The sequence below is a fragment of the Blautia sp. AM42-2 genome (assembly GCF_003480245.1).
In the GTDB taxonomy this organism is placed as follows: Bacteria; Bacillota; Clostridia; order Lachnospirales; family Lachnospiraceae; genus Fusicatenibacter; species Fusicatenibacter saccharivorans.
On sequence record NZ_QUIM01000004.1, the window covers coordinates 94,491 to 112,830 of the forward strand.

At 51.0% G+C, this 18,340-nt stretch carries 16 protein-coding genes; 15 read left to right on the forward strand and 1 reads right to left on the reverse strand.

What is annotated here, in order from left to right:
• The first annotated feature begins 61 nt into the window (after positions 1-61).
• Positions 62-1,282, forward strand: a complete 1,221-nt coding sequence (locus DW915_RS06915; protein ID WP_158580611.1) for an ABC transporter substrate-binding protein — start codon at positions 62-64, stop codon at positions 1,280-1,282.
• A 77-nt stretch (positions 1,283-1,359) separates the two neighbouring features.
• On the opposite strand, the gene DW915_RS06920 is transcribed toward DW915_RS06915, so the two are convergent.
• Entirely contained in the window at positions 1,360-2,451 is a 1,092-nt protein-coding gene (locus tag DW915_RS06920) for a TM7S3/TM198-like domain-containing protein (RefSeq protein WP_158565052.1), read from the reverse strand.
• A gap of 163 nt (positions 2,452-2,614) precedes the next feature.
• Between DW915_RS06920 and DW915_RS06925 the strand changes: the two genes are divergently transcribed.
• From DW915_RS06925 to DW915_RS06990, 14 genes are all read left to right on the forward strand, one after another.
• Entirely contained in the window at positions 2,615-3,040 is a 426-nt protein-coding gene (locus DW915_RS06925; protein ID WP_117762052.1) for a hypothetical protein, read from the forward strand.
• A 147-nt stretch (positions 3,041-3,187) separates the two neighbouring features.
• Positions 3,188-4,345 carry a class I SAM-dependent methyltransferase gene (locus DW915_RS06930; protein WP_022461540.1) on the forward strand — a complete coding sequence of 386 codons (1,158 nt, stop codon included), beginning with the start codon at positions 3,188-3,190 and terminating at the stop codon, positions 4,343-4,345.
• Complete coding sequence (locus tag DW915_RS06935; protein WP_118741838.1) at positions 4,345-6,813, forward strand: hypothetical protein; 2,469 nt, start codon at positions 4,345-4,347, stop codon at positions 6,811-6,813. Before DW915_RS06930 ends, DW915_RS06935 begins: the two co-directional genes overlap by 1 nt.
• A 76-nt stretch (positions 6,814-6,889) precedes the next feature.
• Positions 6,890-8,281, forward strand: a complete 1,392-nt coding sequence (gene asnS, locus DW915_RS06940) for an asparagine--tRNA ligase (protein WP_022461542.1) — start codon at positions 6,890-6,892, stop codon at positions 8,279-8,281.
• A gap of 129 nt (positions 8,282-8,410) precedes the next feature.
• On the forward strand, positions 8,411-9,475 hold the full coding sequence (locus DW915_RS06945) for a metallophosphoesterase family protein (RefSeq protein WP_118741839.1): 1,065 nt from the start codon (positions 8,411-8,413) through the stop codon (positions 9,473-9,475).
• 26 nt (positions 9,476-9,501) lie between these two features.
• Positions 9,502-11,034, forward strand: coding sequence for an ATP-binding protein (locus tag DW915_RS06950; RefSeq protein ID WP_055219190.1), 1,533 nt, complete (start codon positions 9,502-9,504; stop codon positions 11,032-11,034).
• A gap of 60 nt (positions 11,035-11,094) precedes the next feature.
• Complete coding sequence (locus DW915_RS06955) at positions 11,095-11,925, forward strand: deoxyribonuclease IV (protein WP_117509937.1); 831 nt, start codon at positions 11,095-11,097, stop codon at positions 11,923-11,925.
• 19 nt (positions 11,926-11,944) lie between these two features.
• Positions 11,945-13,234, forward strand: coding sequence for a 23S rRNA (uracil(1939)-C(5))-methyltransferase RlmD (gene rlmD, locus DW915_RS06960; RefSeq protein WP_118741840.1), 1,290 nt, complete (start codon positions 11,945-11,947; stop codon positions 13,232-13,234).
• Between the two features lie 89 nt (positions 13,235-13,323).
• Complete coding sequence (locus DW915_RS06965; RefSeq protein WP_118720392.1) at positions 13,324-14,259, forward strand: carbohydrate kinase family protein; 936 nt, start codon at positions 13,324-13,326, stop codon at positions 14,257-14,259.
• Between the two features lie 12 nt (positions 14,260-14,271).
• Positions 14,272-15,396 carry a non-canonical purine NTP pyrophosphatase gene (locus DW915_RS16335; protein ID WP_118741841.1) on the forward strand — a complete coding sequence of 375 codons (1,125 nt, stop codon included), beginning with the start codon at positions 14,272-14,274 and terminating at the stop codon, positions 15,394-15,396.
• Positions 15,397-15,481: 85 nt separating this feature from the next.
• Entirely contained in the window at positions 15,482-16,033 is a 552-nt protein-coding gene (locus DW915_RS06975) for a flavin reductase family protein (RefSeq protein WP_117813520.1), read from the forward strand.
• A 140-nt stretch (positions 16,034-16,173) separates the two neighbouring features.
• Positions 16,174-16,491 (forward strand): PadR family transcriptional regulator, encoded by a 318-nt coding sequence (locus DW915_RS06980; protein ID WP_022461550.1) that lies wholly within the window; start codon positions 16,174-16,176, stop codon positions 16,489-16,491.
• On the forward strand, positions 16,488-17,105 hold the full coding sequence (locus DW915_RS06985) for a DUF1700 domain-containing protein (RefSeq protein ID WP_022461551.1): 618 nt from the start codon (positions 16,488-16,490) through the stop codon (positions 17,103-17,105). Before DW915_RS06980 ends, DW915_RS06985 begins: the two co-directional genes overlap by 4 nt.
• Entirely contained in the window at positions 17,102-18,031 is a 930-nt protein-coding gene (locus DW915_RS06990) for a DUF4097 family beta strand repeat-containing protein (protein ID WP_022461552.1), read from the forward strand. Before DW915_RS06985 ends, DW915_RS06990 begins: the two co-directional genes overlap by 4 nt.
• Positions 18,032-18,340 lie beyond the last annotated feature (309 nt).

Here is an 18,340-nt window from a genome sequence, read left to right on the forward strand (position 1 = left end):
GTAACAAAACTGTAAAAAATAATGGAAAATGATTCATCAGGCAAAGCAGAAAGGGAGAATTATGAAACGCAGAATGATTGCAGTACTGCTTTCCGGAATCCTGCTGTGCTCGGCAGCTGGATGCGGAAAAGAAGCAGTGACAGACAAGAGCACCGCAGCATCGTCGTCTCAGGAAGTGACAGAAACTCCGGCGGCAGAAGAAAGCCCGGAGGCCTCATCGTCCAGCGCAGATTCTACAGCAGAGTCAGCCAGTGCATCCACATCTTCTGAAAGCTCTGGAGATGAAGGAAAAGAAGCAGACAAAAAACGAATAGAAATCACCGTTCCGCACAAGGACGGCATGGAAGCATTGTATGACACCGTGGATGGACTTACCGTTGAAAAAGGCTCTTACATCGCCGTGGTTGCAAAAGACTTAAGTGCCGGTTTCTGGAAAGCCGTAAAAGCCGGTGCACAGCAGGCACTTGACGATCTGAACGCCTCGCTTGGCTACAACGGAAACGACAAAGTTTATATGACATTTGAAGGCCCGGAAAATGAAAGTGACACCAACTCTCAGATCAATATCATCGACTCTGTCATTTCGGAAAATCCGGACGCGCTGATCCTTGGCATCATTGACCAGCAGTCGGGACAGGCACAGATGGAAGAGGCTTCCGACAGCCAGATTCCAGTCGTCATCGCGGATTCCGGTATCGAGAGTGATCTGATCACCTCGACATGTGCGACTGATCACGCAGCGGCAGCAAAGCTTGCGGCAGATCATCTCTGCGAGGCCATCGGCAACAGCGGAGAGGTTGCGATTGTTGCACATCAGTACAACACCGAGAGCAGCGTAGAGCGCGTGGAAGCATTTAAAAAAGAGATCGAAGAAAAATATACCGACGTGAAAGTGGTTCAGGTGAATTACGGAGATGGAGAAGAATCCATCGCGGACATGCTGAAAAATACACTTGAAACCTACCCGGCTCTGAAGGGCATCTTCTGTACGAACGAAGACATGGCAGACCAGACGCTGGATGCGCTGGCGGATATGGAAAATACTGAGCAGATTCAGATTGTCGGTTTTGATTCCGGTGAAAAACAGCAGAAAGCGATCCAGGAGGGACGCGAGTACGGTACCGTAACGCAGAATCCGTACGGTCTTGGCTATGCGGCAATCGTGGCGGCCGTCCGCGCGATTCAGGGACTTCCGGTAGATCAGAAGATCGATACGGGATATCAGTGGATCGACAAAGACACGATCGATCTGGAGACAAATCAGAAGTATCTTTATAACTGAAAATCAGGATAAAAAATGAACCCGGCAGACAAGGGAATGTTCCTTTGCCTGCCGGGTTTTCTGCGCTGCAGTGCGGATTACGAGTTCTGATCGTCTTCGTAAATTCTCTGTACCTCTTCGGAAATCTGCTGCCGGATCGCGGAGAGATCGACATCCGGGATGCCGTCCTCGGTGATCTGCGGTTTGGAAGGAGAGGTATACGGCTTCGTGTCGCCCATGGAAGCTTTTGGGGATGTTTCTTCTTCGTCAAACTCCTCCGGAGCGGCCGGTTTTGCGGATGGCCGGCGGCGGATGATTTTCGGAAGATCTTTCTCATCGTCGTCATCGTCAGGTTCTTCCGGAACAAAACGGAAATCGTACATGGTGTTCTGCGAAACACGGGTACGGTTCGACGGTTTCTGATAGCTGCGGTACGGATCTCTTGCGTTGCCGGAAGAAGAGGAAGAGGAGCCGCGGCGTTTCTTTTTCTTCTTTCTGGATGGAAGAGGATCGAAACCGGATCTGCGCTTCCGTCTGGCGCGCGCTTTTGCACGGTGTTCGCGTTCTTCTTCGTCGTCATCCTCCCAGTAGTCCGCCTCTTTCCACGGTTTAAACTGGAAGAGCATGCCTGCTGCGGCGAGAATGGCAGAGACAATCCAGAACATCATGTTCAGATCGAGGTCCTTGAAGAAATATGCCATGCGGATCGTCGTGAGGGCGCCGCAGATGGAGGTGACCAGGATTACGGAAATGCGTTCGAACGGAACGCAGATCAGGCTGATCACGAAAGCGACGAGGGCGACGAGTCCATAACCTGTGATATCGTTTGGATTAACGAGATGCCAGAGGCAAAAGCCGACGAGCCCGCAGATCAGAAGAAAAAGTCCGATCCGGTAGAGGACGAAGGCAATGATTGCGGTCAGAAGACCGGTGCCGACGGCAAGCGCCAGGGTGATCGTCGTGGTCTGATTCGTGTAGGTACCCGCTGCATAACCAGCGGCCGCGCCGAGAAAAAATCCGGGAATGACGCTCCAGAGTTTGCGGAGCGCATAGCCGAAGAAACAGTTCAGCAGGGCAAAAACAATCACAATCAGAAGAAGCTGCTGCTGGTAAACACCCATGACGTCCCGGACTTTATCGAGACCGCCAAGCAGCGTGTTGATGTTAAAAGCTTGCATATTCAGATTCATGATATTCACTCCTATATGATGTATCGGAAAAATAGATACAGGTTGTATTTTAGTACGGAACGGCGGTTTTGGCAAGTGAAATTGTGTTTGAGATCTGGAAAACGGCAGAATGGCGGCGGTGTGCATATGGTATAAGGAAGAGCAAAAAGGAAATAAAACAGGCATGAATCAGGATAGAGTGTATGAAAATAGAAGAAATTCCTATCAGGGAAATCCGATGGAGCGGCCGGAGCCGTTTTTTGCGGCACAGCCCTTATGGGGAAGAAGTATGGAGGAGCAGCAGGAAGCGCGGGAACGGCAGCGGATGCAGTCGTATTATTCCCGGACGGCATCTGATCTGCAGAGGCTGGTGGAGGCAGAGTGTGACCGCATGGATTACCGCGGCAGCATGATGTACGACGAATTCCCGGACCGGCTCATGATGGAGCACACCTGCCGGAATATCGCACGTCAGTACAGCAGGGAAAACGGCGGGAAGGATGAGAAAACGGCAGAAGAGGAACTGCTCGATTTAATCGGCGTTCTTTTTTATAATGAAATGTTCCGGAGGCGGAGCAGGAGGAAACATTATTACAATCTGTGGCTTTAAACCGCGCCATAAAGTAATAAGAGGGTAACACATTTTTAATAATTTTTTTGTTGTGGTTTTGCGGAAAACAGATTACAATATTAGCGGGGTTGTAAGGGGCTTTATTACACATGTTTACAAACGATTCAGGAAGTTTGGAGAGTATAAATGGAATTACAGAAATTATTACAGGATGAAATCCGGGAAGGGCTGTACCGTATCACGATCAGCGGTCCAAGAGGGGACAGTGAAGTGTCCAAAGTGAGAATACGCCCGGTTGAAATAAAAGGAAAACTGCTCTTTCAGTGCCAGGAGACCGTCGGCACGAAGGAGTTTCATAAAAATATGACAAAAGACGATGTGATCACCCGGATCAGCGACTGGATGAACGGAACCTTCAAGCAGATGCAGCTCGAATCCGACACCTGCACAGCATCCGTTCTGGTCAGCAAAAAGGGAACGATGACGATCAAAAAGAAACCGCATATGAAAGGAACCGGCAAACCCGTCAATCTGGCGCACAACCGGAAGAAACGGTATATTCTGGAAGAAGGAATCCCGGTTCCTTTTTTACAGGATCTTGGTGTTATGACAAAAGAAGGCAAAATCGTGCGGACCCGCTACGACAAGTTCCGCCAGATCAACCGCTTTCTGGAGTTCATCGAAGATATCCTGCCGCAGCTCCCATCGGACCGCGAGATCACGATTCTCGATTTCGGCTGCGGAAAATCGTATCTGACGTTTGCGATGTATTATTACTTCCGCGAACTGAAAAAACTGGATGTCAATATCATCGGACTTGACTTGAAAGAGGATGTCATCGCAATCTGCAACGGACTGGCGGAGAAATACGGCTATGAAAAGCTGCATTTCTATCAGGGTGACATCGCTTCTTATACCGGCCGCGACGAGGTCGATATGGTGGTGACGCTGCACGCGTGCGACACGGCGACTGACTATGCGCTGGAAAAGGCCGTCAAATGGAATGCAAAAGTTATTCTTTCCGTTCCGTGCTGCCAGCATGAGCTGAACCGCCAGATTGCAAACAAAGAACTGTATCCGATCATGGATTACGGCATCTTAAAAGAGCGCATGGCGGCGCTTCTGACCGACGGAATCCGGGCAAAGCTTCTGGAGAATGCAGGCTATGAGACACAGATTCTCGAATTCATCGACATGGAGCACACGCCGAAGAACCTTCTGATCCGCGCGGTAAAACGCCAGGAAGGCTCGAAAAAACTGCCGGAAGAACTGAAAGTGTGCATGGAAGCGTACCATGTGAAGCCGACACTGGCAGACCTCCTCACAGAAAAGGAGGAGCCGTGATGAATAAAAGAGCAGCAAGGATTCTGATCCTTTTTCTTGTTTTTGCCGCATCAGTCGGTGTGTTCACACACCTGATGAGCCACGAGACGACGGAGAATGCGACCGATCTGGACGCAGCGAGTCTTCCGGTGCTGTACATGAAGACCGCGGACACGACAGTGAACCGCATGTACGGATACCGCCAGGAGATGAACGGCGTAACGACAAGAGAAAACCTGACACCGCTGCCGATGGACCGTTCGCTTACGCTTGAAATTGATGCGAAGGGACAGAAAATTATAAACGTGACCTATACGGTGGAAAGCACAGACGGCGGAGCGCTGATTGAAAACTCGGTGCTGAAATCGTTTGACGAGGACGGAAGCTATCTGAAAGCAGACTTCCAGTTAGAGACCGCGATTCTGATGAATCAGGAATATACGCTGAAGCTCGAGGTTGCCTACGGAAACGGCCAGTCTGCCTGGTATTACACCCGCATTGTACAGCGCAACGGCGTGGAGGTCGGCGATTATCTGGCCTACACGCAGATGTTTGCGCAGACATGCCTGGATAAAACGCAGGCGGAAGCGCTCGTTCCGCAGCTTGAGCCGGATGAGACGGGGGATAATTCTTCGTTCCTCAATGTCAACATTCATTCCAGCCTCGACCAGATTTCCTGGGGAAGCCTCGCACCGACGATCGTACAGCAGCCGGTGCAGCAGATCAAAGAAGCGAATGAGACGACGACCAGCATCAAACAGGAGTACATGATCAGTGCGCAGGATGAGAACGGACAGACGGAGTATTATACCGTAAGCGAGTTCTACCGGATGCGAGAGTCCGACGGAGAGATTATTCTGCTGGACTTCGAGCGGAGCGCACAGCAGATCTTTGATCCGGAGCTTGGTGTTCTGACGAAATCCGGCATTAACCTCGGTGTGACCGGCGAGGATACCAAGTATGTGACGAATACGGCAGGTGATATTGTCGCATTTGTAGTAAACGGTGATCTCTGGTGCTACAACCGCAGCGCCAACAAGACGATCCGCGTTTTCAGCTTCCGTGAGAACGGCAGCATGGATGACCGGGAACAGCACGGAGAGCATGATGTCAACATTGTACGTGTGGATGATGCGGGCGATGTGACGTTTGTTGTTTATGGCTATATGAACCGCGGAAACCACGAGGGTGAAGTGGGAGCAGCCGTTTACTATTATCGCGCCGAGCGGAATGTGGCAACCGAGGAGATTTTCGTTCCGGCGGATATTTCCTACGAGATGCTGAAAAAACAGCTCGACCGCCTCTCCTACGTCAACAAGCAGAGAGAGATGTATCTCTATCTGAATGAGAACCTGTGTAAGGTAGATATTGAAACCGGCACGACGACGGTGGTCCGGGAAAGTATCCCGGAGGACTGCTTTGTAGTATCGGAAAGCCAGGAGAGCATCGCGTGGATGGATGCGGACAATGCAAGCAGTGCGATGAACATCACCGTGATGAATCTGGAGAGCGGGGAAACGCAGCGCTTTGCGGCGGATGACGGACAGAAGATCCGGGCACTTGGCTTTATCAATGAAGACTTTGTCTATGGTATGGCAAATGACAGCGATATTTTAAAAGATATTTCCGGCAATGAAGTTTTCGCTATGCATACGGTGCGGATTGTCAGCATCGACGGAAACGTGAAAAAAGAGTATCACCAGGACGGCTATTATGTGACAGGCGTGTCGATTTCGGACGGCCTTCTGGAGCTGGACCGCGTGGTACGCCAGGAAAACGGCTATGCGGATGCGCCGGAGGATCACATCATGAACGGCGAGCAGCAGAGCCAGGAACTGGTGACGGGCCGCCTGGCAACGGTGGACGACAGAAGAGAGCAGCAGTTCCTTCTGGAATTCTCGACGAGCGGCAAAACACAGTCGCTTCTGACACTGACACCGAAATATATCTATTCAACCTTACGGACCGATCTTACGATGTCGTACGACACGGGCAGCGCAGATCTTTACTATGTATATGGAAAAGGAAAACTGATCGCCATTTTAAGCTCCCCGGCCGAGGCCGTACAGCTTGCCGATGAGAATGTCGGCGTTGTGCTGAACAGCAGCCAGTCCTATGTGTGGGAGCGCGGAAACCGCCAGCAGGGCATGCGCCTCGACGAGACAACGATGCCGTCGGGATTCCAGAGTGCATCTCTGGACGAAAACGTGCTGAAGGAGTCACTCGGTGATGATTACGAACTGCTGAACCTGACGGGCTGCACAAGAGAAGAAATTCTCTACATGATCAGCAGCGGCTACGGCGTTGTTGTAAAGACCGGCGCGAACGAGAGTCTGCTTCTGACCGGATACGATATTTTTGGAAATTCCTGGCTGTATAACCCGGCAACGGGCGAGACAACTGCACTTTCTGACGATGACAGCGATGCATTGTTCGCACAGAACGGCAATGTCTTCATCAGTTATATTAAAAAAGTAAAGATCGAGTGATTTGCGGGGTTTTCTAATGACGCAAAAAGTGCTAGAATAAAGAAAGCACTATGAATATTTAGGGAGAAAAAAGACAATGAAACTTACAACCATCCGAGAGATTTATAAAAACCGGGAAGCATACCTGGACAAAGAAGTAACCGTAGGCGGCTGGGTGCGCAGCGTACGTGATTCCAAAACCTTTGGTTTCATCGTTCTGCACGACGGAAGCTATTTCGAAACCCTGCAGATCGTATACCACGATGAGATGGAAAACTTCGCTGAGATTTCCAAAATGAACGTCGGCGCAGCCATCATCGTAAAAGGTATCCTCGTTGCTACCCCGCAGGCAAAACAGCCGTTTGAGATTCAGGCGGCAGAAGTTACCGTAGAGGGCGTTTCTGCACCGGATTACCCGCTGCAGAAAAAACGCCACTCCATGGAATACCTTCGTACCATTTCCCATCTGCGTCCGAGAACCAACACCTTCCAGGCAGTATTCCGTGTTCGTTCCCTCTGCGCCTATGCGATCCATCAGTTCTTCCAGGAGAGAGACTTCGTTTATGTCAACACCCCGCTGATCACCGGCAGCGACTGCGAGGGAGCCGGCGAGATGTTCCAGGTAACCACCATGGATCTTGACAATATTCCGAAAACCGAGGACGGCGCTGTTGATTTCACACAGGACTTCTTCGGAAAGAAGACAAGCCTTACCGTAAGCGGACAGTTAAACGGCGAGACCTTTGCACAGGCATTCCGCAATATCTACACCTTCGGACCGACCTTCCGTGCAGAGAATTCCAACACCACCCGCCACGCAGCTGAGTTCTGGATGATCGAGCCGGAAATCGCATTCGCTGATCTGGAGGACGATATGGAGCTTGCTGAGGCAATGCTGAAATATGTCATCCGCTACGTTATGGAGCATGCACCGGAAGAAATGCAGTTCTTCAACAGTTTCGTGGACAAGGGACTGATCGAGCGTCTGAACCATGTCGTAAATTCTGAGTTCGGCCGTGTAACCTACACCGAGGCTATCGAGCTTCTGGAGAAAAACAACGACAAATTCGATTACAAAGTATACTGGGGATGCGATCTGCAGACCGAGCATGAGCGTTATCTGACCGAGCAGATCTTCAAGAGACCGGTTTTCGTTACCGATTATCCGAAGGAGATCAAAGCGTTCTACATGAAGCTGAACGATGACAACAAGACCGTTGCCGCTATGGACTGTCTGGTTCCTGGCATCGGAGAGATCATCGGCGGAAGCCAGCGTGAGGACGACTACGAGAAACTGCTTGGCCGTATGAAAGAGCTGGGACTTGCTGAGGAAGATTACGGATTCTATCTGGACCTCAGAAAATATGGTTCTACCCACCATGCAGGATTCGGACTGGGATTTGAAAGATGCGTCATGTATCTGACCGGAATGGGCAATATCCGCGACGTCATCCCGTTCCCGAGAACAGTAAACAACTGCGAGCTGTAATTACGAAAAGTGATATAGAAACTTAAAAAATACGGATGCCGGGTGCAGTGGAATCCAATGTGGATTTGGTGCACCTGACGTCCGTATTGTAGTAATAGAGAAAATGAATCCAGAAAGGGGTATGCGCCTATGCGGTTTATTCATATTGCGGATGTGCATCTCGGCATGCAGCCGGATGCGGGATTTCCCTGGAGCGAGGAGCGCGGGGAGGCCATCTGGGAGAGCTTCCGGCGGATCATCCGCCTGGCCGGTCGGGAAAAGACGGACTTTCTGCTGATCGCGGGAGATCTGTTTCAGTGCCAGCCGCTTCTGCGGGAACTGAAAGAGGTTAATGATCTCTTTGCTTCCATCCCGGAGACGATCGTCGTGCTGATTGCCGGAAACCACGATTATGTGAAGCGGGAGAGCTTTTACCGCGGTTTCGACTGGGCAGACAACGTGGTAATGCTCCTGTCGCCGGAGCCGGAGTGTGTTGAAGTCCCGGAGAAGAAGACGGCGGTGTACGGATGCAGTTACGACAAAAAAGAGATTCTGGAAAACCGGCTGGACGGCGTGCGGCCGGAGGGAAAAATGAAATATCATCTGCTGCTCGCGCACGGCGGCGATGCCCGCCACATGCCGTGGAATCCGGGCCGCATGGCGCAGGCTGAGTTTGATTATATTGCGTGCGGGCACATTCATAAGCCGGGGATTCTTATTCCCGACAAAATGGCATACGCAGGCGCACTCGAACCGACGGATGAGACGCAGTTGGGGCCGCACGGCTACATCCGCGGAACGGTGGACGAGCACGGCATGCGGATTCAGTTTGTGCCGTTTGCCAGATATGAGTACGAAGATCTGGTGTTGAACGTGACGGAGGATCTGACACAGTATGCGCTGGAGACGAAGCTGAAACAGGAGCTGGCGCTGCGGGAGGATGGGAAGATTCGAAAAATTATCCGCCTGAAACTTGTGGGACACCGTGCCGCCGAGCTGGAATTTTCTCCGAAACGGCTGCTGGACTGCGGCAGAGTCATCTCCGTGGAGGATGAAACACGTCCGGCATACGATCTGGAACAGCTGAAGAAAACGTATGGCGCTAGTCTGATCAGCGCCTATATTGAAGCATTTGAAACAAAGACGGATGCGCAGTCACAGAAGGCGCTCGACTATGGTCTCGAGGCGCTGCTGGCGGCACGCAGGAACGGCTGAAAAAAAGATTGCGGGAGGCGTAGAAGATGAAAATAGAAAAACTGGAAATCCGCAATTTTGGAAAAATGCAGAACCGCACACTGGAATTTTCCGATGGGATTCAGCTCATCAGCGGGGAAAATGAGAGCGGAAAATCGACCGTCCATACCTTCATCCGCAGCATGCTGTTCGGCATGACACGCGGCCGGGGGCGGGCGGCAAAAAATGATGTCTACAGTCGTTATGAGCCATGGGAAAATCCGGCATACTATGCGGGAGAGATGGTGCTTGAAAGCGGCGGCAAACGGTTCCGTCTGACACGGAATTTCGGGCGGCAGAACGCCAATGCAAAGCTGGTGTGCCTGACGGACGGCGAGGTGCTCTCCGTGGAGGACGGCGATCTTTCCATGCTGCTCGGCGGTGTCAGTGAGATTGTGTATGATAATACGGCTTCGATCGGGCAGTTAAAAGGAAGAACCGAGGAAGGGCTTGCGGATGAGCTGCGGAACTATATGGCAAATTACCAGGGGAGCAGCGATGGAGAGCTCGATGTGGCGGCGGCGCTGGATCTGCTGAAGCAGAAGAGAAAGCGCCTGGAGCAGGAACAGAAAAAGACGCTGGCGGGACTGGAAAAACGGAAGGAAGAACTTGAGACGAAAATTTCCGTTTTTACGGAGGAGTGCCGTCAGAGCGAGGAGAATCTGCAGCAGGCGAAAGAGCAGATGAAGCGGGATATTTATCAGAAGGATGTGCCGATCGAACGGGTGCGGAAGATGAAAAAAGAATCTCGGAAGAGCCGCAAATGGGGTGCCGCGTGCGTGGCGCTGGCTGGATTTCTCTTGTTCTTATGCATTCTGCAGTTCTTCCATATTGATTCGCTGCTGACGAGAACGGGACTCGGGCTTGCGATTGCGGCGCTCTTGTATCTGGCGTACAGTCTGTTCCGTCACCGGAAAACGGAGGTCGAGCAGGTCGTGACGGAGCCGGAGGAGCAGGCGATCCGCCGCCAGCAGTGGAATGTGGACCGCCTGAAGCAGGAGCTGGGGCAGAAACAGACGGTGCTGTCGAACTTGCAGAGTGAATACGAAGAGCTCTGCATTTCCATGACGGAAAAAGATCATCTGCAGGAAGAACTCGATGCGCTTTCCATGGCGGGGGAGACGATCCAGAGTCTCTCCGTACAGATGCAGAGCCGGATCGGCGACCGCTTAAAACAGCAGATGTCAAAAACGCTGTCATCGCTGACGAATGGCCGCTATCTGCAGGTGAATATGGATGAGAATCTGCGGATCGGCCTTCACACCGCAGACGAATATGTGCCGCTTGAACAGGTCAGCCGCGGCACGATCGAGCAGGCGTACTTTGCGCTCCGCATGGCGGCGATGGATGTGCTCTGCGGCGAGGAGGAGCTGCCGGTGATTCTCGATGAATCGTTTGCGTTTTACGATGAAAACCGGCTGAAAGAAACTTTGAAATGGCTGGCGGAAAACCGGACGCAGGTGCTGCTCTTTACGTGTCAGAAGCGGGAGGAGGAAGCACTCTCGGAGATGGGAATTCCGTACCGGAAAATTGTGCTTTAAGTAATGCGGCTCGCAGAGAATCGGTGAGTTGTGGTTTGGAAATAAAGGAGAATAAAAGTTATGCTGACAATAGGATGTCATTTATCATCGTCCAAAGGATATCTTGCCATGGGAAAAGAGGCGGTGTCCATCGGGGCGAATACCTTTCAGTTTTTTACAAGAAACCCGAGAGGAAGCAAGGCGAAAGCCATCGACGAGGCGGATGTCGCAGCGTTTCTTTCTTACAGTAAGGAGCATGGAATCGAGCGCATTTTGGCACATGCGCCGTACACGCTGAATCCGTGCTCGAAGGATGCGCACACGAGAGAGTTTGCATGGATGACGATGGCGGATGATCTGAAACGGATGGAGTATACGCCGGGAAACTGCTACAATTTCCACCCGGGCAGCCATACCGGACAGGGGGCGGAAGAGGGAATCCGTCTGATTTCGGAGATGCTGAATGAAATTTTAAAACCGGAGCAGACGACCACGGTGCTGCTCGAGACGATGGCAGGAAAAGGAACCGAAGTCGGCCGCTCGTTTGAGGAGCTGGCGGCGATTCTGGAGCGCGTGGAATTAAAAGACCACATGGGTGTCTGCCTGGATACGTGCCATGTGTACGATGCGGGATACGATATTGTGGATCACCTCGATGATGTGCTTGAGAGGTTCGACCGCGTGGTAGGACTTTCGAAGCTGAAAGCGGTTCATCTGAACGACAGCAAGAATCCGTTTGAGAGCCATAAGGACCGCCATGAGAAGATCGGCGAGGGATCGCTGGGACTTGCGGCATTTGAGCGGATTGTGACACATCCGGCGCTGGCGGGACTGCCGTTCTATCTGGAAACACCGAATGAGCTGGATGGATATGCAAAAGAGATCGCGCTGCTGCGCGGGTTTGCGAAATAGAGGAAGAAGGTAAGAGAAAGTGGAAAACACGAGAGAGAAGAATAAAAGATCTGACGGAAGAAAAAAGACGTATTTCGACAGGGAAAATAAAAAGAAAGCCGTTCGTACCGAGAAAACAAAGAGCGTGGCACCGGAAAAAGGAAAGCAGAAAAAGAGTTCATCATCGTCGAAATGTCCTTATCAGAAAAAATGCGGCGGATGCACATATCTGAACCTCTCCTACGAAGAGCAGCTCGCGAAAAAAGAGCAGTTCCTGAAGAAGACTCTGAAGGGCATCGTCCCGGTCAAAGGCATGGTTGGCATGGAAAATCCTTATCATTACCGGAATAAAGTCAATTCCGCCTTTGCACGCAAAAAAGACGGAACGATCATATCCGGCATTTATGAAAAGGGCACACACAAAGTGGTCCCGGTCGATGAGTGCCTGCTCGAGGATCAGCGTGCCGATGCCATCATCCGCGATATCCGCAGTCTGCTGAAGAGCTTCAAAATCATGATCTACAACGAGGATAGCGGCTACGGCCTCCTGCGCCACGTCATGGTGCGCACCGGCTTTGCTTCCGGCGAGATCATGGTCGTCCTCGTCTGCGTATCACCAGTCTTCCCGTCAAAAAACAACTTCGTAAAGGCCCTGCGCAAACTCCACCCGGAGATCACCACGATCGTACTGAACGTCAACGACCGCACCGACAGCATGGTACTCGGAAAACGCGACATTGTCCTCTTCGGACGCGGTTACATCGAGGATGAACTCTGCGGCTGCACCTTCCGCATCTCCCCGCAGTCCTTCTACCAGGTCAACCCGGTTCAGACGAAAAACCTGTACGAAAAAGCCATCTCCCTGGCCGGTCTCACCGGAAACGAACGCGTCATGGACGCCTACTGCGGAATCGGAACCATCGGCCTCATCGCATCCCGCGATGCCAGAGAAGTCATCAGCGTCGAACTGAACCCGGACGCCGTCCGCGATGCCGTAACAAACGCCAAACGAAACCAAATCAAAAACGTCTCCTTCTACCAGAACGACGCCGGCGCCTTCATGGTCTCCATGGCCGAAAAAGGCGAAAAAGCCGATGTCGTCTTCATGGACCCGCCAAGAGCCGGCAGTGATGAAGCCTTTCTGTCCTCTGTCGTAACCCTTTCACCGAAAAAAGTGGTCTACGTCTCCTGCAATCCGGAGACATTGGCGAGAGACCTGCGGTATCTGACGAAACACGGATATAAGGCAGAAGAGGCATGGGGGTATGATATGTTCGCGTGGTCGGAGCATGTGGAGACAGTCTGTTTACTAACGCAAAAGAAGGCTTAATACAACAGAAGAAAATAATTTCGTGAAACAGACGAAGAGGCTTGTCTGAAAAAAGAAGGAATGAAAAAACAGGAGAGGAAAAAAGAAACATGGCAGTAAATAAAAATGGAATCGTAGTATTAGGAGCAGTTTTTGTGGATATCAAAGGTTTTCCAGAGGACATCTACGTCCCGGACGGCAGAAACGCCGGCCATGTCGAATACATCCACGGCGGTGTGAGCCGAAACGTGGTGGAGGATATCGCAAACCTGGAACTGCGCCCGACCTTCCTTGGAATCGCGGATAATACCGCACTCGGCGAGGATGTTGTGCGCAAACTGCAGCGCCACAAAGTCAATATCGAATACATGAAAGAAATCCCGAACGGCATGGGAACATGGCTTGCTGTCTTCGATCACAACGGTGACCTGGCGGGCTCCATTTCCCAGCGCCCGAACCTGATGCCGATTCTCGATATTCTGGAAGAAAACGGAGATGAAATTATCGAAAACTGCGATTCCATTGTGGCAGAGATCGATATGGACAAAGAGATCATCAAAAAGCTGGTACAGCTCTGTGAAAAATACGATAAAAAACTGTACGGCGTTGTCAGCAACATGAACATCGCGGTCAGCAGAAGAGATCTTCTGCAGAAATTTGACTGCCTGATCTGCAACCAGCTCGAGGCAGGCGTTCTCTTCTCCGATGATTACAGCGAAAAAACACCGGCCGAGATGGAAAAGATTCTCGCCGAGCGTCTGAAAGCGGCAAATGTTCCGGCCATGGTCGTAACAATGGGTGGCGACGGAGCGGTTTATGCGGAAGCAGACGGAGAGAGCGGCTTCTGCCCGGCGCAGAAAGTACAGGTAAAAGATACAACAGGAGCCGGTGATGCGTTCTGCGCAGGTGTTTCCGCCGGTCTGACCTATGGAAAAACGATTGGCAAGGCAGTTGAAATCGGTACGCGTCTTGCTGCATCCGTCATCACATCGTCGGAAAATGTCTGCCCGCGCTTCCGCCCGGAAGAGTTCGGCATCGAGGCATAGAAGGGGGCAGAAATGAAGTTACTGTACGGAACCGGCAACCCGGCAAAACTCGACGCGATGCGTCACCGCCTTGCCGGTCTTGGGATTGAGCTGATCGGGCTGAAAGATCTTGGCGGTGTTAAGCAGCCAGAGATTATCGAGGATGGAAAAACGCCGCTGGAAAATGCCAGGAAAAAGGCGGAGGCGTATTTCAACGCGCTTCATATGCCGGTGTTCTCCTGTGATTCCGGTCTGTATTTTGACAACGTGGCAGAGGACGACCAGCCCGGCGTCCATGTGCGGACCGTGAACGGAAAGTATCTGTCCGATGAAGAAATGACCGCGCATTACGCCGCCCTTGCAGAAAAGTACGGCGGCCTGACGGGACGCTACAAAAACGCAGTTTCGCTGATTCTTGATGCGGACCACCGCTATGACGCGATGGACCCGTCAATGGAGAGCGCTCCTTTCCGCATGGTCAGCACACCCCATCCGATGAGCAAAAAAGGCTTTCCGCTCGACCGTCTGTCGATCGATCTGCGGACCGGAAAATATTATTACGATCTGAATGAGCAAGAAGCCGCGCTCGATCAGCTTGCCGTGGAAGACGGTTTTCTGCAGTTTTTTGAGCGGGCAATGGAGGAATACCATAAAATGGAACGATATGAACTTCGAACCATCCGCCAGGATGAAATGGAACAGGGCGTTGCCATTGAGCTGGCGTGCTTTCCGCCGAATGAGGCGTGCTCCGAAAAGAGCATGCGCGAGCGGGTGCAGTACGCGCCGGAGCTGTTTCTGGCGGCAGTAGACAAAGAAACCGGAAAAATCGCCGGAACGCTGAACGGACTTGCAACAAACGAGACAAAATTCCGTGATGCCTTTTTCGATGAAATCAGTCTGTACGACCCGACGGGAGAAAACGTCATGCTGTTGGGACTCAGTGTCCTGCCGGAATACCGCGGCCAGGGAATCGCCCGCGCGCTGATGGAAGAGTACAGCCGCCGGGAACAGAAAAACGGAAGAAAACAGCTCATTCTGACCTGCCTGCAGGATAAGGTGGAGATGTACAAAAAGATGAATTTCCGCGACGAGGGAATCTCCGCATCCATCTGGGGCGGCGAGGAATGGCATGATATGACGAGAAAATTAAACGATTAAGAAAATTTGCAGAGAAAATCTCTTGTGTTAAAGTTTGCTGTAAGCGTTATAATAAAGAAAATCAAGCAAAACAGGAGGAACAACCATGAGCAGAATAAATTTTGGAGCAAAACCAAACATGTATCCACTTCCGGTTCTGATTATTGCAACATACGACAAAGATGGCAACCCGGATGCCATGAATGCTGCATGGGGTGTAGTCACAGATTTCAATGAGATCTCCATCAGCATGGGCGACCACAAGACAACAGACAACCTTGCCGCAACCGGTGCCTTCACCGTCAGCATGGCAACCGAGGATACTGTTGTTGGCTGCGATTACGTCGGCATCGAGTCCGGCAGAAAAGTTCCAGATAAATTTGCACGCGCCGGTTTCCATGCAACGAAGAGCGAATTCGTCAACGCGCCGCTGATCGACGAGCTTCCGATGGCACTGGAGTGCAAAGTGAAAAGCTTTGACAACGGCATTCTGGTCGGCGAGATCGTGAACGTCTGCGCAGACGAGAGCGTTCTGACCGACGGAAAGATCGACCCGAAAAAACTGAAACCAATCGCCTTCGACCCGGTCAACAACACCTATCTCGCCATGGGCGACAAAGTCGGCGACGCATTCGGTTCCGGAAAAGCCCTGAAATAAACACAGATGATGACATGACAGCGAATATGTAAAAATTTTATATATTCCCCTTGACAAACCGCCTCCATAGTCTTATGATATGTATAAATTATATATATATAAATATTTTACATATCAGAAACTAACGGAGGTGGTTTTTTATGTATTTTCCGGTATCAGCACTGCTGATCGAATTTATGATCCTGTCGATTGTGAATCGGGAAGATTCTTATGGATATGAAATCAGCCAGACGATCAAACTGGTTGCAGACATCAAAGAGTCGACACTGTACCCGATCCTGAAAAAACTGGAAAAGGCGGGCTACGTGACGACGTATTCCGCAGAGTACCAGGGCAGAAAACGGAAGTATTATTCGATCACAGAAGCAGGAAAAACACAGATGGCGTACCTGCAGGGCGAATGGAAGTCCTATCGTGACACCATTGACAACATCATCGAGTGGAGGAAAAAAGAATGACGAGTGGGGAATATCTGAAACAATTGGAAAAGTATCTGAGGAAGCTTCCGCAGAGCGACTATGAAGATGCGATGGAATACTTCACCGAGTATTTTGCAGATGCCGGTCCGGAAAATGAGCAGGCCGTGATCAAAGAACTCGGAACACCGAAACAGGCAGCCGCCGAGCTGATGCGGAATCTTCTGGACAAAAAAGTAGATGAACGCGAGGCAATGGAAAAGGAAGAAAAACAGAAAGAGAAGAAAAAAACGACAGGCGCCAACGTCGTCTGGATCGCGATTCTCGCCCTGTTTGCAGCCCCGATCGGAGCCCCGATTCTGATCAGCATTCTCATTGTTCTGCTCTGCGCGGCCCTCTGTGCGGCACTGCTTGATATGAGCGTCTTTCTGATTGCAGTTGTCGGCGTGGCCGCCGGAATTAAGATGCTGCTGCGCGGCATTCTGGCAGTCTCGGTTTCCTTCGGCGGATTCTGCTTTATTACCGGAATGGGCGTTTTCATGCTGGGAATCAGTATTCTGTGCGCGGTGTTCGGCGTATACTTTGCAAAATGGATGGGACGGCTGTTCGTGTGGTGTACACGTAAGGTAACGAAAAAAGGAGGAAGCAGATCATGAAAAAATGGACAAAAACAGCATTACTGACAGGATGTGCCTGCTGTATTGCCGGTGCAGTGCTGATGTTCAGCGGATGGGCAAGCGGCGGAAAAGCATACGCGGAAACGTATGATCTGAATGCGATGAGCGGTTCTGCGAAGAAGGAAGACGGCATTTCCACACAGGAAAAGATAAAACTTGATGATTTTGATGAACTGCAGGCAGACCTTACGATCGGCGACCTGAACATCCTTCCGTCCGGTGACGATTCCTGTTATCTCGCCTGGCGGATTCCGTCGAAAAAAGGAGAGACTGCAGTGGAATATCGCGTGCGGGACGGTGTTCTGAGCATCGAAGAGACAAGCGCAGTGTCCGATACGATTTACATTAATATTGACTTTACGGAAGAAATCTTAAGTGGCGGTAAACAGTCGGAAACAGGAGTGATTCTGTATGTACCGGAAAAGAAGGTACTGAAAAAAATAGAGGTAACGATGGGATTCGGTGATGTGCAGATGAATGGCATCCAGGCGGAAAGCGGAAGACTGCAAAATGCGGATGGAGATATCACACTTTTCGGATGTGACATGCAGAATATCAAATGCAAAGCAGATTACGGTGATGTAGAACTGAAGAGCGGAACGTGGGAAAATGGGTCGATCACGCTGGAGGATGGCGATGCGAAAATCCAAAATACGAAGCTTTCCGGAGACGTGTCGGTGGAAAACTCCTACGGCGATATTGAACTTGAACTGGGTAAAAAAGATCTGGAACGGCTGGAAATTACGGCAAAGACAGATTTTGGGGAGATCGATGTACCGGATACCATGGAGAATCTGATGCAGAAAGAGGAGGACGAGCAGAGCTTTTCTTATGTACCGGATCAGCCAGCGGGCAGAATCACACTGATGACAAAGGATGGTGATATCTCGTTGGAAAACGATTAAGCGTTTCTGAATGTTCAGGGACATATGAAATTCCAGAAAAATCGCAAAGCATGCCCGCATGAATGAGCGTTTTTGGAAAATAAGACAAAAGTGACAAAAACACAGGAGGCTGTTTGGATGGTTTCACCAGAAAAAGGGAAATGATCCAAACAGTCGCTTGTTTTTTGTACTTAAATTTTCAGCTTTTAACTTGATTTGTAGATTGCGGTGCTTTAAAATAAAAGTAATCAAGCATTGTGGAACGGGCTCCACAGACTGGCAGCGGGGGAAAAGCCGGAACGAGTCAGAGAAAACAGCCCAGTGTCAGAA